The sequence below is a fragment of the Myxococcota bacterium genome, assembly GCA_035498015.1.
Lineage (GTDB): Bacteria > Myxococcota_A > UBA9160 > SZUA-336 > SZUA-336 > VGRW01.
This window is the reverse complement of the sequence record DATKAO010000081.1, coordinates 1-14399: the sequence shown is the minus strand read 5'-3', so window position 1 is coordinate 14399 and position 14399 is coordinate 1. Positions and strand designations below refer to the sequence as shown.

Genomic DNA, 14399 nt, shown 5'->3' with positions numbered 1-14399 from the left:
GGCTGCGGAGTCGCAGTATCCTGCAGATTGCAGAAGGCGGAGGAAACATGGACCTGGGGCTTCGAGGCAAGTCGGTGCTGGTCACGGGCAGCTCCAAGGGCATCGGGCTCGCGTGTGCGCGGAGCTTCGCGGCGGAGGGCGCGAACGTGCACCTGGCCGCCCGCTCGAGCGCGCCCATGCACGCGGCGGCGCGGGAGCTCGCGGCCAAGTTCGGCGTGGAGCTGCGAGTGCACCCCGTCGACCTGCGCGCCTCGGACGCGGCGGAGAGACTCGCGGGCGAGGCCGGTGAGCTCGACGTGCTCGTGAACAACGCGGGCGACATTCCGCGCGGCGGGCTCGCCGCCGTCGACGAGGCCACCTGGAGACACGCCTGGGACCTGAAGGTCTTCGGCTTCATCAATCTCACGCGCGCGGTGCTCGCCCGCATGGAGTCACGCGGGCGCGGAGTGATCGTGAACGTGATCGGCATGGCCGGCGTGGGGCACCCGGCGGACTACATCTGCGGCGCGGCCGGCAACGCCGCGCTCGAGGCCTTCACCAAGGCAGCGGGCAAAGGCTCGACGAAATCGGGCGTGCGCGTCCTGGGCCTGCACCCGGGAGCCACGCGCACGGACCGGCTCGCCGATCCGCTGAAAGCGCTCGCGCGCCAGCGCTTCGGCGACGAGTCGCGCTGGGAGGAGCTGCTGCGCGGCGTGGCCATCCAGGAGCCGGAGCAGGTTGCCGACACCGTGGTGTTCCTGGCCTCGGAGCGGGCGAGTCATCTGAGTGGCGTGGTGCTGAACCTGACACCGGCATGAACCGGAGGAGTCGCCGCAACGGGTGGGTGGCCGCGCTGCTGCTCGCGGCGTGCGTGGCCCATCCGTACCGAGATCAGTATCTGCCCGATCCCACGACGGACGCGCTGGAAGGTGACTACCAGCGGCTGCAGGGTCAGTGGGTCGTGGTGTACAACGAGCTCAAGGGCATCGACCTGGCCGAGATGCACGGTGCCGTCTGGACGATCCAGGGCCGCATGATGGGCGGTGAGCGCTTCATTCTCGATCAGACGAGCCAGCCCAAGCGGATCGACTCCGACGACGGCAGGTCCGCGCGCGTGCTGGGCATCTACCAGCTCGACGGCGACCAGCTCACGGTCTGCACGGGCGATTCGGGAGAGGCTCGGCCGACCGAGTTCAAGACCTCGGCCTTCTCGGGGGCCATCCTCACGCGCTTCGTGCGCAAGCGCTAGAGACCGAGCAGGCGGCGGGCGTTCCCGCCGAGGATCGCGCGCCGCTCGTCAACGCCCAGGCCGGGCACCGCGCCGACCAGCGCGTGCGGGTCGTAGTGACCCATGTCGAAGGGGTAGTCGGTGCCGATCACGACCTGGCTCGCGCCCACCACGTCGACCAGGCGGCGCAGGGCGTCCGGCTCGTACACCAGCGAGTCGAACCAGATGCTGCGCAGATACTCGCTGGGCTTGCGGCGCATCTGGCGGGCCTCGGGGCGCACGGAGTGGCCGTGGTCGGAACGGGTCACATAGGCGGGCAGGTAGCCGCCGCCGTGCGCGGCCAGGATCTTCACGCCGGGATGGCGGTCGAGCATGCCGCTGAAGATCAGGTACGAGAGCGCGAGCGTGGTCTCGGCCGGGTTTCCGACCAGGTTCTGCAGGTAGAAGCGGTTCACGCGCTCGCCGAGCGACGTGCCCATGGGGTGGATGAACACGAGCGCGCCGAGTGACTCGGCCCTGGCCCAGAACTTCTCGAGCTTCTCGTCGGCCAGCTCGAGCCCGTTCACGCTGGTCGAGACCTCGACTCCCGCCAGGCCGAGCCCTCGCACCGCGTGCTCCAGCTGCTCGACCGACAGGTCCGAGTGCTGCAGCGCCACGTTGCCCAGCCCGCGCAGGCGCTCGGGCGCGCGCGCGCAGGCTTCGGCGATGGCCTCGTTCTGCGTTCGGACCAGCGTGCGCGCCAGGTCGGGGTCGGCCCAGTAGTAGTACTGGGTCGGGATCGGACTCACGACCTGCACGTCGATCTTCATGCGCTCGAGGTCGGAGAGTCTCTCGTCCAGGCTCGTGAGCTTGGTCCCGATCGACGGCAGCATCACGCGCGCGTTGTGCTCGACCGACGCGGCGCCCATGGTGCGCAGGTTGAGCTCGGGCTCCGCGCGCTTCTCGGGCCGGTCGGCCACGAGTCTCTCGACCGCTGGAACGAGCAGGTGGCCGTGCAGGTCGATCGTGAGCGGGCGCTCGGCCGTCAAATCGGGCCCAAGGCGGTCACCGTGTCGTCGATCAGCTGGTCCAACAGGTCCGCGAAGGCGCCCGGGTCGGGCTCGGGGTCGAACACGCCCCCTTTCTTCTCGGCCTTCGCCACCGCCTTGCCGGCCGTGGTCACGAGCTTGTCGTGGGCCTTGGCGCGCGCCTGATCGAGCTTGGCCGCGTCGGGCTTCTTCACGTTCGCGGCTTCCGCCTTCAAGCCGGCCGAGCAATCCGCGCCCGCGGCGTTGAGCCATGCGTTCCCGACCGGAACGTTCGCCGGGTTGATGGCGTCGGCCTGGTCGAAGACTCCGTTCACGCGCGCCTCGAGGTTTGTGAGCTGGTCCGTGAAGTCGGTCGGGCTGCAGGTGAGCCCCTTCTTCTGCGCGGCCGTCTGCGCCTTCGAGAGCGCCGTGAGGAACGACTGACTGCTCTTGCTCACGCAGGCTTCGAGCTTGGGCAGGTTCTGGATGCGCGGCTGCAGATAGCACTTGAGCCGCGACTGACAGAACTTGGCGGCGGCGTTCAGCATGGACACCGTGCAGGGAGTCGATACGCCGCTCGCGCCGGAGCCGGTGACTTCGGTATCGAGGTCGAAGTCGAGGGTGCCGTTCGGACCTTGCACCAGGCCCGAGCGGTTCGGGTAGCGCGCCGGGGTCTGGTCGAGGCCGGTGTTCGACGACGCGGTGTGAGTCTGGAGATCGGTGAAGCTCAGCGCGATCGAGAGGACGCCGGCGCCCTGGAGGACCATGCTGGTATCGGCGCCCGAGGTCGCGACGCGCAGGGCGTCGACGAGCCCCGCCGAGTCATCCGCCACCGTCACCACGTTCTGGCCCGACGTGAGCGTGGCGCTCCAGCTCCCGATGGTGATGGTGAGCGCGGTGACTGCGCCCTCGTACGCCGCGGTGTTTGCAGTCGTGTTGAAGCTCGTGAGCGGTGTGGTCGTCTCCACCGTCCAGTCCACCTGGACCGATGCACCTTCCGCCACGCCCAGCGCCGCCAGCGCGCTCGTCGGATCCAGCGAGCCCGGCGTGATCGACGTCAGGTGACCCTGCAGGGTGTAGGTCTTCGGCGCGGCGTTGGCGGGGGCCGCGAGCAGGAGGATCCAGCAGAACAAGAGGCGGGCAGTCACGGTCCGCGCATCTTGCCAGAAGAACACGTTCATGGGGTAGGCTTCCGAACGTGCCGATCGAGAGCCTCGAGACGATTGCGCTGCGCGAAGGCGGCGAGATGCGCGCGCTGCTCGTGCTTCCCGACGGAGCAGCGCCTGCCGGCGGCTGGCCCGCGGTGGTCGCGATCCACGACATACTCGGATTCAGTCCCGACATCCAGCGCATTGCGCGGCGACTTGCGGCCTCGGGATATGCCGCGCTGGCGCCGGCGTTGTTCGACGGCGCGGGCGCGCCGTTCCTGTGCGTGGTGCGCACGCTGCGCGACGCGGTCCGGCCCGGAAGCCCCGCGTACGGCCGCCTGGAGCAGGCGCGCGCCTTTCTCGCCGCGCGGCCCGGCGTGAACGGCGCGCGGGTCGGGGTGACGGGCTTCTGCATGGGCGGCGGCTTCGCGCTCGCGTGGGCGGCACAGGGCGGCTTCCAGGTGTGCGCGCCCTACTACGGCGGCGTGCCGCCGGAAGCGGAGTCACTGCGCCGGGTGTGTCCCGTGGTGGCGGGCTTCGGCGCGCGCGACGGACCGTTCCTCGAGCACGCTCGGCGGCTCGAGAGCCACCTGAACCAGCTCGGCATCGCGCACGACGTGAAGGTCTATCCGGGCGTGGGGCACGGCTACATGAACGACCACGGCGGCGGTCTTCTCTCGCAGATCGCGCGGCGCACGCCCATGCACGCTGCCTACGACGCCAGCGCTGCCGAAGACTCGTGGCGCCGCATGCTCGCGTTCTTCGCTCAGCACCTGTAGCGCTCGCGCCAGCTCCGCTGGAGCCGCCGCGCCAGGGCCGGATACACCACGAAGCGCCGGAACGGCTCGATCAGCGCCATGTAGAGCGGCGTCCAACGACTCACCGGTGCCACGTACACGGCCACGTAGACCCGATACCCGCCCGGGCGCTCCACGAGCGAAAGCGACATGAACGCGTGGACCGTCGCGTTGCGGATTTCGGTCAGCGCCTCGCGCTCGAGCACGTAGAGCACGACCCAGGCGCCCTCGCGCGTGCCCGGTGCCACCCACGAGCGGCTGGCGAGCTCGGGCCAGACACGCTGCACGTACGACTCCCGATGGTGTGATTCGATCGAGTGACTCTCCGCGTCCCAGCCCAGCCAGCGCCCGAGCTTCCAACGCAGCGCGAACAGCGCGCGCACCGGAAGGCTCGCGTCCTCCGCCCGCTCCGACCCGAACAAGGTCCGCACGTCGGACACGCTGCGACCCGGGCCGCCACCCGAGAGCTCGACGGCGGTCACGTCGCGCAGCGGAACGCCGCGCAGGACCTCGTGCACGAGCAAGCGAAGCTGCAGGAACTCTCGGGCGGGGACCCGCACTCAGCCTTCGGTCAGCTTCTTGTAGGCGTGGTAGTGGCGCAGCGCGTCCGTCTTGCGGCCCAGCTTCTCGCACAGCGCCGCGAGGTTGAAGTGGGCGTCGGCGAAGCTCGGATCGAGCTCGAGCGCGCGCTCGTAGTGACTCGCGGCGGGCGCAGGCCCGCGCGCGTCCTCGAGCGCGAGCGCCAGATTGAAGTGCACCACGGGGTCCTCGGGGCTGCGCTCGAGCGCCTCGTGATACAGCCGCGCGGCCTCCTTCGCGTTCCCCGCCTGGTGCGCGATGCGCCCCAGGTTCACCCACGCGTCGACCAGGTCGGGATCGAGCGAGAGGGCTTTGCCGTAGGCGTCGCAGGCCGCGGCGGGGTCTTCGTCTTCCAGGTCGAGGCCGCGCTCGAACTCGGCGCGCGCGGTCGCGGCGTCGTCCTCGGCTGCGGCGTGGGCGTGCGCGTGACTCGCGCGCAGCTCGGTGACTCGCTCCTCGAGCTCGTCCACGCCGAAGTCGAGCAGCACCTGGCCGGTCTCGGGCTCCCAGGCGGTGCCGCCTTCGCGCACGGCCACGCGCTTGCCGTCGGCGAAGATGCGCAGGCCGGAGATCGGGCGTTCGGGCGGCAGCTCTTCCACCAGCGTCGCGAGCGCGCGGCGCACGCGCGCCATCGGCACGTTCTTCGCGAGCAGTCCGGCCGCGGCGCGCAGCACCACGAGCTCCTGGAACGAGAAGGCGTAGCTGCGTCCGTCGCGCGCGGGGCGGCACAGGCCCGAGCGGACCAGCTCGCGAATGCGCCCCTCCGAGAGGCCCAGGATGCGCGCGGCATCGGTCGTCGACAACTGTCGCCCCACGCCGGGGAGGTTAGCTCGACGCGGCCTTCTTGCCCTTCGCCTTGGCGCCCTTGCGGGCAGTCTCGGCGGGCTTCTCGTGCGCGGCCGCCTTCTCGGACAGACTCTTCTTGAGGGCGGCCACCAGGTCGATGATCTGCTCGCGCGCCTCTTCGGGCGGTGCGGCCACGATCTCCTCGCCGGCCACCTTGCGATCCACCGCTGCCAGCACCTGGCGCCGGTAGTCGTCCTCGTACTTCTCGGGCTGGAACTTGTCTTGCGAGAGCTGCTCGATCAGCTCCTTGGCGAGCTTCACCTCGGCGTCCTTCACCGCGATCGTCTTGTCGATCTCGATGTCGGCGAAGTTGCGCACCTCGTCGGCGTAGTACAGGCCGTGCATCGCGAGGCCGTCGCCCATCGGCCGCAGCAGCACGAGCTGCAGCCGGCCGCGCGTGGCGTAGCGGCCGACCGCCACGCGCTTGGTCTCGGTCATCGCGCGGTGGAGTAGCTGATAGGCCTTGTGACCGCCCTTGTCGGGCCCCAGCAGGTTCGACTTCTCGAAATACACCGGGTCGACCTGGGAGATCGGCACGAACTCCTCGATCTCGATGGTCTGGTCGGTCTTGCGCTGCAGACCCGTGAGCTCTTCGTCCGTGATCACGACGTACTGGTCGCGCGCGTACTCGTAGCCCTTCACGGTGTGACTGCGGTCGACCACCTCGCCGCACACGGAGCAGATGTACTGCTGCTTCACGCGCGCCTTGTCTTTGTCGTGCAGCATGCTGAAGTGCACGTCTTTGCTGCTGGTGGCGGTGAAGACCTTGATCGGGATCGACACCAGGCCGAACGAGATGGTCCCAGAGGAGATTGCGCGCGCGGGCATCGGACTCCTTTGCCTTCTTGGGGGGGACGGCACCGGAGGGGAGCGAAACCGTAGGATACCATCCGGCGGTTTCGCCAGCTGCGGCGAAAAGTCCACGACCCGGGTCGGAGTCCGGTTGGCGGAACACGTCGAGCTCGACCCGATCGGGCTGTGCTACGCCGACCGGGCCGAGCTCGCCGAGCGAGCGCAGCGAGGCACGCTCACTTCTTGATCGAGAGCTTCACCCCGGAGACTCCAGCCGTGAGACTCACGCCGCGAGTCTTCGCGTGCAGGCTCACCGAGACTCCGTTCTGGTTCGACATCACGAGGCCGCCGGCGCCGCCACCCACCGTGGCTCCGCCCGCCGCTGCGGTGTAGTTCCCGTCGAAGTCCTCGAGCTTGGAGAGGTGAGTCACGCTGCCCGTTGCGGCGATCGACGCAACGCCGGCCGTGCCCACGGTGAGTCCGTCGACGACCACGGGATAGGTCTTGCCCTTGTAGGTGAGCTTGCCTTCGCCCCACGAGTAGCCGACTCCGGCGGAGACCTGCTTGGCGGTGAGGCTCAGCGTGGCATCGGGCTTGGGCTTCGACGCCTTCTTGTCCGCGGCGCCGCCGATGCCGGCGATTCCGACGAGGCATATCACCACAATCGATGCGCGAACGAACGATCGAGCTTGCATGGGTTCCTCCTTGTGTGAGTCACCATATCAGAAACGCCAGGTGGGGCCGGCGGCAAACACGTAGCCGCCGCGGAAGTCCGTGCCCACGTCGATGAACAGCTGAAAGCGCCGGCTGAACGAGATCTGGCCGCCGAGGTCGTACATCCAGTAGGACACCGGTCGCTGGTCGGCTTCGAAGACCAGGCGGCCTTCCGGCAGGTCTACATGACCTTTGGCGGTGGCCGCGGTGTTCCAGTAGCCGGCGCCGATCCAGTACTGCATGGGAATCTCGTCAACTTTTCCGTTCCAGCCGATGCGAGAGCTCGCGATCAGCGCATGGAAGGTGTCGTCGAAGCCCATGTCGATCTGCTCGTAGTTGCAGTCGAGCACGCCGAAGAGCTGCTTGTAGCCCCCGGCCAGCGTGGCACCCCCGCCGCCCAGGAAGCCGTCGAGCTTCGTGTCGACCGTGGCCTGGGCCGTGCGCACGCCGGGGATCGGTCCGAGGCGCGGCACGTTCACCTGCAAGTGAGTCGCCGAGCTGTTGTTCACGTATCCGAACAGCGTGTAGACGTTCAGGAAGGGCAGGAGCCACACGTCGACCTTCAGGTTCGCATTCACCACGTTGCTCGTGGAGCCCAGATCGACGAACCTGCTGACCGAGCGCGGCGCGTTCGTGAGCCCGATGCGCAGATCGGTCACGTTGATGTCGCGGCCTTTGAGTCCGGTCATCACGAGCGCAACGCCGACGGACCGCGGCAGCTCGGCGCCCGCGGCGCGCGCCTGGTCGCCGAGCAGCGGCAGACCCGGGAACCACGAGTCGCTTTCGGGCTTCTTGTCGTCGGCATGCGCGAGCGGGCCGAGCAGAAGCGCCAGAGCGAGCGCGGGTAGCCAGCGCGTCACTTCTTCAGCGAGAGCGTCACTCCGGTCGAGCCGATCGTGAGACTCACTCCTTTGGTGGTGGCCGTGAGACGGATCTCGACGCCGTTCTGGTTGCGCATGACCAGCCCCGCGCGGCCGCCGCCCACGGTGGTGCCCGCGGCGGCGCCGGTGTAGTTGCCCGCGATGTCCTCGACCTTCTTCAGGTGATAGACGTCGCCCTCGGCCGTGGCCGAGGCGATGCCGACCGCGCCGACCGTGATGCCGTCCACGCTCACCGGGTAGTCCTTGCCGTCGTAGGTCAGCGTGCCCGTTCCCCAGGCGAAGCCGACGCCCGCGGCGATCTGCGTGGCAGACAGAGCCAGCTTCGCGTCGGGCTGGGGCTTCTCGTAGGCCGTGAGACACAGCGCGCTGAGCGCGATCGCGAGTGACCAGCGGAGTTTCATGGCACCACCTCGAAGTCACCAGGCTTCCAGCCGCCGTCGAAGGCCGCCTGCTCGGGACCGTACACGCGGAAATACGCGAACCAGCCCTTGTTGGGGAGAGTCTTGATCCACTGACCCTCGTGACCCGCGGGAGCGCTGGGTCCGAAGTAGAGCTCGGCGGCGCCGCCCTTCAGGTCCTTGAGCTCGAACAGCGAGCGCAGCGCGGCCTTGCCCTGGTCGGTCGCCACCTGGCTGCGGGTGTCGGTGTCGTACACGGTGACCGACCAGAACAGCTTTGCCGGGACCGGCAGCGGCACGGTCAGCTTGTAGCTCTTCGCGCCGTCGAGATACTGACCCTTGGCGTCGCGCAGCCCGAGCCAGTAGACCGAGCCGGAGCCCGCGCCGCGGCGGAACATGGCCGGCGAGGCGCCGATCGCCTGGTAGAACCAGACCTCGCGCGCGTCGACGTCGAGATACGACTCCGCCTCGAAGTCGCCGCTCTTGGGCTGCAGCCCGACCCACTCCCACTTGCGGTCGTTCCAGACCATGCGCTCGGGCCGGCGGTCGGCGAACGACTGCACGCGCATCTGGGCGTTTCCGATCTTGGCTGCCAGATCGAGGATCCCCTTCATGCGCGTGTCCGGCGTGAAGGGCTTGCCCTTGGCGATCCCGAGCACCGCGAGCTCGCCGTAATAGGGCCGGAACTCGTCGAACGCCGGCTCGCTCTCGATCACCTCGCGCAGCACCTGCCAGTACCGGAAGTTGTCCTCCCAGGCCAGCGGTGTGGTGTCTTGCGGCTTGGGAGTGAGATCGATCCAGGTCGGCGGCTTCCAGCCCTTGACCGGAGTCAGTGGGTGGACCTTCACCGTCTTGATGCGTTCGATGGCGGCGGTCAGGTCTCCGCCCACGGGGAGTGACCGCACGCCGACGATCAGGTTGTTGGTGGTGGACTTCCACACGAAGTAGCCGCTCGGGACCTTGCCCTTGTAGCCAGGCGGCAGCAACAGGTGCTTCCCGCCCTTGCCGGCATCGGGGCCGGGCATTCCCATGTCGGCCACCCAACGCTGGTTCACGTCGATCGCCACGACGATCAGCGGCCCCGCAGGCAGCTCGATCACGAACGGGCCACTGGACAGGTCCAGCGGTATCGGGCCGTAGGGCGTGTCGGAGTTGTAAGTGAAGCCGATGTGCATCGGCTTGCCGTCGAGCGTGCCGAACACGCGGTTCGGCATCACCCCGATGTCCTTGTTGCCCCGGATGATCGCCGCGCCGGACACCGTGGGATAGAAGAAGCGGTACGCCTGGATGGCGCGAATCAGGTCCGCGTCGTCGTACGCCTTCTGCACCGTCTCGGGCGTCGGATAGCCGTTCGCGAAGTGATAGTCGGCGGCGGGCGAGGTCTTGGCTGCTTCGGGCGCCGCTTTCTCGGCGGGCTTCGTGCCCGCACAGCCGAGCATGGCGGCGAGAAGCAGAGTGAGACATACGCGCATTTCTAGTTCTCCGTCTTCACAGTGAGTGGCAGCTGGAAGTTGAGGCCCATGAACACCTGCCATTGCGGCGCGAGGCCGTCGTGCCAGAAGGTGTACTGGGGCTCCGCGAACAGGTTGATCTTGGTGCCGTTCGAGAGCTTCCACACCTTGCCCAGCCCGAGTCCGATCGGGATGAAGTAGTCACTCCCGATCAGGTCGAAGTTCATGGTCGCCGTGCTGCGCAGGTAGAACGCGGCGGGCAGGTTCACGATCACGAACGGCTGGGTCTGGATCGCGCTCTGCCGGTCGCGCGTGCCGTCGTGGCCCGCGAAGGAGCGCTGATAGGTGACGAGCGCCCCGAGCAGGCCCCACGAATGCGCCGAGACCACGGTCGCCGCGGCGCCCGCCTGCCACTTTCCCGTGCCCAGACGCGGGTCCTGTGCGGTCGGGAAGGTGACTTGCGGGCCCACGCCCAGCTCGAGCGGCCCCGCCCTGAACAGGAAGATGTCCAACAGGTTGATGTCGCCGAAGCCCGTGGTGGATCCGGGCGGGTTCGGCTCGTCGGGCGAAGTCACGACCGGCACCGTGAGCCGCGCGAGCTGTGGCAGGCCGAAGAGCCTGAACGGCACGGTCGCGCGGTAGAGGCCGCTGTTGCCGTCGGTGTCGGGATCGAGCCGGTAATAGGAGTGGACGTACTGGTCCTGGAAGTTCAGCCCCAACGACGGAGTGAGTGGGTTGTTGGACTTGTTCATGTCCTCGCTCGACGGGCCTCCGTCGCCGCGAGCCACGGAAGCGGCGAGCCAGCACGCGCAGAGCGGTGCGAGAATCCAGAGACGAGTCACCGGGTTGTCCCCTCCGAGTGCGCAGTCTACCCGCCGCGCGCGATTTCGGGGAACCGCGGCGCGTCGGTTACTATGGCCGTGCATGGCGGACCTGCGGCGCTACCGCGAGAAGCGCGATCCGAACGCGACGCCCGAGCCGTTCGGCCTGGATGCCGACGCGCGTCCGATCGCGCCGGGCGCCGCGCGCATCTTCGTGGTGCAGCAGCATGCGGCGCGCTCCATGCACTGGGACTTCCGGGTCGAGATCGACGGCGCGCTCGTGAGCTTCGCGATCCCGAAGGGGCCCACGCTGGACCCGAAGGAGAAGCGCTTCGCCGCACAGACCGAGGATCACCCGCTCGAGTACGCCGACTTCGAGGGAGTCATTCCCAAGGGCAACTACGGCGCAGGGGCGATGATCGTGTGGGACCGCGGGAGCTACCACACGGTCGAGGGTCACTCCCCCTCGGAGGGGCTCGCCGCCGGAAAGCTCGACCTCTTGCTCGCGGGTCACAAGCTGCGCGGGCGCTTCACTCTGGTGCGCATGAAGGGCGAGGGCGGCAAGAGCTGGCTGTGGCTGGCCAAGCGCCGGGGCGAGCCGCCCAAGGGCGAGGTGGTGGAGAACGAGCCCGGGTCGGTGCTCTCGGGGCTCACCGTGGCGGAGCTCGGCGCAGGCGTGAGCCGCAGCGAGGAGGTCGAGTCACTCGCCCGGGCGGCGGGCGCGCCGCTGCGCGCGCTGCCCGACGCTGCGCTCGAGCCGATGCTCGCCGAGAGCGCCGAAGACGCGTTCACCCGGGATGGCTGGCTGTTCGAGGTGAAGTACGACGGCGCGCGCGTGATCGCGGTCAAGCAGCGCGACGGTACGCCCCGGCTCGTGGCGCGCAGCGGGCGCGACGTGACCCTGGCCTACCCGGAGATCGCACGCGCCGTGCGCCACCTGCCGGTCGCCGAGTGCGCGATCGACGGCGAGGTGGTGGCGCTGGACGAGCGCGGACGCGCCTCGTTCGAGAGACTCCAGCCGCGCTTCCGGAACGAGCCGAGCCCGCGCGGCGAGATCGAGATACCGCTCTGCTACTACGCGTTCGATGCTCTGTCGGCCATGGGCCACGACCTGCGCGCCGTGCCGCTCGCGGCGCGCAAGGAGATCCTGTCTCACTTCGTGCCGCGGCTCGGCTTCGTGCGCTTCTCGGACCACGTGGCGGGCGCGGGCGAGGCACTGCTCGAAGCGGCGCGCGAGGCGGAGCTCGAGGGCATCGTCGCCAAACGCGCCGACTCGCGCTACGAGAGCGGCCGCCGCTCGAAAAACTGGCTGAAGATCAAGCTGCCCCGCACGGCCAGGCTCGCGATCGTGGGTTACTCGAAGGGCAAGGGCTCGCGCGAGGCGCTGGGGTCCGTGCTGCTCGCGTGGCGCCTGAAGGGCGAGTGGGTCTACGCGGGCAGCGCGGGCTCGGGGCTCGACGACCGCCGGGTGGCAGAGCTGCGCGAGTCACTCGACGCGGCGCGCGTCGCCGAGCCGCAGTTCAAGGGCGAGGTACCCTTGCGCGGCGTGGTGTTCTCCAAGCCCGAGCTCGTGTGCGCGGTGCGCTACACCGAGGTCACCTCCCAGGGCATGCTGCGCCACCCCGTGTTCGTAGGGCTCGTCGCAGGCGCGTCGCTCGACGAGTGCGTCGCGCCCGTGGAGGTCGCGGGCGTGCCCGAACCGCCGCCGGCCCCCGAGCCGGTGCCAAAGAAGCGCCAGCAGGACGACGGCCAGCCGCGACTCACCCGGCTCGAGAAGGTGTTCTGGCCCGCCGAGGGCTACACCAAAGGTGACCTGCTGGCCTACTACGAGGTGGTCTGGCCCTGGCTCGCGCCCTACCTGAAGGACCGGCCGCTCGTCCTGACCCGCTACCCCGATGGCATCGAGGGCAAGTCGTTCTACCAGAAGAACGCGCCCGACTTCACGCCCGACTGGGTCACGCGCCAGGAGATCGAAGGCACCGACTATTTCATCTGCAACGAGCTGCGCACGCTCTTGTACGTGGTCAACTCGGGCGCGATTCCCTTGCACGTCTGGCACTCGCGCATCCAATCACTCGACCGGCCCGACTGGCTCGTGCTCGACCTCGACCCCAAGCAAGCCCCCTTCGCGCACGTGGTCCAGATCGCGAGACACATTCACGACATGCTCGATGAGCTCGGCGCCGCGCACTTCGTGAAGACCTCCGGCCAGGACGGCTTGCACGTGCTCCTGCCGCTGGCGGCCGCGCTCGACCACGACGACACGCGCCGCCTGGCCGAGGTGCTCGCGCGCGCGGTCGTGGCCGACCTGCCGAAGATCGCGACCATCACGCGGCCCGTGGCCGCGCGCGGCGACCGCGTATACGTCGACTACCTCCAGAACGGCCGCGGCAAGCTGATCGCGTCGATCTTCTCCGTACGCCCGCGTCTGCACGCGCCCGTGTCGATGCCGCTCGAGTGGAAGCGAGTGACCGCGCGCCTGGACCCCACGAAGTTCACGATCAAGACCGCGCCTGCGCAGCTGGCAAGGACCGGCGATCCGATGCTCGGCGTGCTCGGCCCGGGTGTCGACGCGGTCGAGCTACTGGGCGCCCTGGCCCAGCGCCTGGGCGAGTGAGCGCGCGCTCGTCGCCGGATCGAACGCGAACGGCGCGAGCCCGTGGTAGCCTCGCGGCCATGGACGCCCTCGAAGCACTCACGACCACGCGCGCCATGCGCCGGCTGAAGCCCGACCCCGTGCCCGAAGAGCTCTTGAAACGCGTGATTCACGCGGCCACCTGCGCCTCGAGCCCCGGTAACTCCCAGGGCTGGGACTTCGTGGTCGTGCGCGACCCGGCCCAGCGCAAGCGCATCGGCGACGTGGTGCGGGCGCAGGTGCTGCCGCGCCTGGTGCCCATTCCGGACTCGGGCGGAGTGCCCGTCGCGCGCCTGCGCATGATGCGCGGCGCGCAATACCTCGCGAGTCATTTCGACGCGGCGCCCGTGGTCATCTTCGTCTGTGGCGCCTCGATCTACCCGCCCGGGAACCCCTACGACGAGTTCGTGCCCGCGGCGCTGTATCCGGCGGCGCAGAACCTGATCGTGGCCGCGCGCGCCATGGGTCTCGGCACCGTCTTCACCACGTTCCACATGATGTGCGAGCCGCAGCTGCGCGAGATCATCGGCCTGCCGGCCTCTCACCGCATCCAGGTCACGATTCCGCTCGGCTGGCCCGAGGGCCGGTTCGGGCCCGTCGCGCGCAAGCCGGTCGAAGAAGTCATTCACTGGGACCGCTTCTGAGACTCACGCCTCCTGCCGATCGAGTCAGGCATGGGGGCTGGAGAAGGCATGCTGTCCCGGGCCGGAGGCTACGCGCCGGCCGGTCCGCGCTGGTGGGAGCCGCGCCGCCTCTGGTACAACGCCGTGCTGGCCGCGGCGATCGGCTGGCTCCGCCGGCCGCACCGCGAACGCGATCCGGCGCTCGCCGACGGCTACCGCTCGATCGGCGGACTCACTCTCGAGCGCTTCCTCGAGCTGCACTCCGGCAACCCTTGGGGAAGGGCATTCGTCACGTCGCTCTTCGCCGTCTGGGCGCTCTCGGCATACTGGATTTTTCTACGCGGCGGAGCGGAGAAGCTGTGCGGCATCCCGGCTTCGTGCGCGGCGCGCCCGGCCCGCGCGAGATCAAGCTGGTCTGGGCCGCGGCCATCGCCGCTGGCGTCGCCGCGCTGTTCCTGTCCGGCGCAGTGTGATCCGCTGACTTGCACTTGCGCACTCGT

Annotated in this window: 15 protein-coding genes; 5 read left to right on the top strand and 10 right to left on the bottom strand. The window is 69.2% G+C overall.

The window, feature by feature from the left end; all coding sequences use genetic code 11:
- Positions 1 to 47 precede the first annotated feature (47 nt).
- Complete coding sequence (locus VMR86_06420; GenBank protein HTO06676.1) at positions 48 to 797, top strand: short-chain dehydrogenase/reductase; 750 nt, start codon at positions 48 to 50, stop codon at positions 795 to 797.
- Positions 794 to 1228 (top strand): TIGR03067 domain-containing protein, encoded by a 435-nt coding sequence (locus VMR86_06415; protein ID HTO06675.1) that lies wholly within the window; start codon positions 794 to 796, stop codon positions 1226 to 1228. The genes VMR86_06420 and VMR86_06415 overlap by 4 nt, the downstream gene beginning before the upstream one ends.
- On the opposite strand, the gene VMR86_06410 is transcribed toward VMR86_06415, so the two are convergent.
- Both VMR86_06410 and VMR86_06405 read right to left on the bottom strand, forming a co-directional pair.
- On the bottom strand, positions 1225 to 2235 hold the full coding sequence (locus VMR86_06410) for an amidohydrolase family protein (GenBank protein HTO06674.1): 1011 nt from the start codon (positions 2233 to 2235) through the stop codon (positions 1225 to 1227). The genes VMR86_06415 and VMR86_06410 overlap by 4 nt on opposite strands.
- Positions 2232 to 3395 carry a hypothetical protein gene (locus VMR86_06405; protein HTO06673.1) on the bottom strand — a complete coding sequence of 388 codons (1164 nt, stop codon included), beginning with the start codon at positions 3393 to 3395 and terminating at the stop codon, positions 2232 to 2234. Before VMR86_06405 ends, VMR86_06410 begins: the two co-directional genes overlap by 4 nt.
- Positions 3396 to 3412: 17 nt before the next feature.
- Here VMR86_06405 and VMR86_06400 point away from each other — a divergent pair, with 17 nt between their 5' ends.
- On the top strand, positions 3413 to 4141 hold the full coding sequence (locus VMR86_06400) for a dienelactone hydrolase family protein (GenBank protein ID HTO06672.1): 729 nt from the start codon (positions 3413 to 3415) through the stop codon (positions 4139 to 4141).
- Here the strand turns inward: VMR86_06400 and VMR86_06395 are convergent.
- The 8 genes from VMR86_06395 to VMR86_06360 form a co-directional block, all read right to left on the bottom strand.
- Entirely contained in the window at positions 4129 to 4719 is a 591-nt protein-coding gene (locus VMR86_06395) for a DUF2867 domain-containing protein (protein ID HTO06671.1), read from the bottom strand. The genes VMR86_06400 and VMR86_06395 overlap by 13 nt on opposite strands.
- Positions 4720 to 5553 (bottom strand): tetratricopeptide repeat protein, encoded by an 834-nt coding sequence (locus VMR86_06390; GenBank protein HTO06670.1) that lies wholly within the window; start codon positions 5551 to 5553, stop codon positions 4720 to 4722. It abuts the gene before it with no gap.
- 10 nt (positions 5554 to 5563) lie between these two features.
- A complete protein-coding gene (locus VMR86_06385) occupies positions 5564 to 6412 on the bottom strand; it encodes a Ku protein (GenBank protein HTO06669.1) in 849 nt (282 codons plus the stop codon).
- A gap of 200 nt (positions 6413 to 6612) precedes the next feature.
- Positions 6613 to 7035 (bottom strand): hypothetical protein, encoded by a 423-nt coding sequence (locus VMR86_06380; protein ID HTO06668.1) that lies wholly within the window; start codon positions 7033 to 7035, stop codon positions 6613 to 6615.
- Between the two features lie 63 nt (positions 7036 to 7098).
- Positions 7099 to 7950, bottom strand: coding sequence for a hypothetical protein (locus tag VMR86_06375; GenBank protein HTO06667.1), 852 nt, complete (start codon positions 7948 to 7950; stop codon positions 7099 to 7101).
- Complete coding sequence (locus VMR86_06370; protein HTO06666.1) at positions 7947 to 8372, bottom strand: hypothetical protein; 426 nt, start codon at positions 8370 to 8372, stop codon at positions 7947 to 7949. Before VMR86_06370 ends, VMR86_06375 begins: the two co-directional genes overlap by 4 nt.
- Entirely contained in the window at positions 8369 to 9841 is a 1473-nt protein-coding gene (locus VMR86_06365) for a DUF1254 domain-containing protein (GenBank protein ID HTO06665.1), read from the bottom strand. The genes VMR86_06370 and VMR86_06365 overlap by 4 nt, the downstream gene beginning before the upstream one ends.
- 2 nt (positions 9842 to 9843) lie before the next feature.
- On the bottom strand, positions 9844 to 10608 hold the full coding sequence (locus tag VMR86_06360; protein HTO06664.1) for a hypothetical protein: 765 nt from the start codon (positions 10606 to 10608) through the stop codon (positions 9844 to 9846).
- 136 nt (positions 10609 to 10744) lie between these two features.
- Here VMR86_06360 and ligD point away from each other — a divergent pair, with 136 nt between their 5' ends.
- The gene (gene ligD, locus VMR86_06355) at positions 10745 to 13258 is read left to right on the top strand and encodes a DNA ligase D (protein HTO06663.1); all 2514 of its coding nucleotides are present in this window, start codon (positions 10745 to 10747) and stop codon (positions 13256 to 13258) included.
- A gap of 59 nt (positions 13259 to 13317) precedes the next feature.
- Positions 13318 to 13920, top strand: coding sequence for a nitroreductase family protein (locus tag VMR86_06350; GenBank protein ID HTO06662.1), 603 nt, complete (start codon positions 13318 to 13320; stop codon positions 13918 to 13920).
- Positions 13921 to 14399 lie beyond the last annotated feature (479 nt).

Coding starts and splice junctions, on each gene's coding strand:
- VMR86_06420 (HTO06676.1), top strand. CDS start 48: ATGGACCTGGGGCTTCGAGGCAAGTCGGTGCTGGTCACGGGCAGCTCC.
- VMR86_06415 (HTO06675.1), top strand. CDS start 794: ATGAACCGGAGGAGTCGCCGCAACGGGTGGGTGGCCGCGCTGCTGCTC.
- VMR86_06405 (HTO06673.1), bottom strand. CDS start 3,395: ATGAACGTGTTCTTCTGGCAAGATGCGCGGACCGTGACTGCCCGCCTC.
- VMR86_06385 (HTO06669.1), bottom strand. CDS start 6,412: ATGCCCGCGCGCGCAATCTCCTCTGGGACCATCTCGTTCGGCCTGGTG.
- VMR86_06370 (HTO06666.1), bottom strand. CDS start 8,372: ATGAAACTCCGCTGGTCACTCGCGATCGCGCTCAGCGCGCTGTGTCTC.
- VMR86_06365 (HTO06665.1), bottom strand. CDS start 9,841: ATGCGCGTATGTCTCACTCTGCTTCTCGCCGCCATGCTCGGCTGTGCG.
- ligD (HTO06663.1), top strand. CDS start 10,745: ATGGCGGACCTGCGGCGCTACCGCGAGAAGCGCGATCCGAACGCGACG.
- VMR86_06350 (HTO06662.1), top strand. CDS start 13,318: ATGGACGCCCTCGAAGCACTCACGACCACGCGCGCCATGCGCCGGCTG.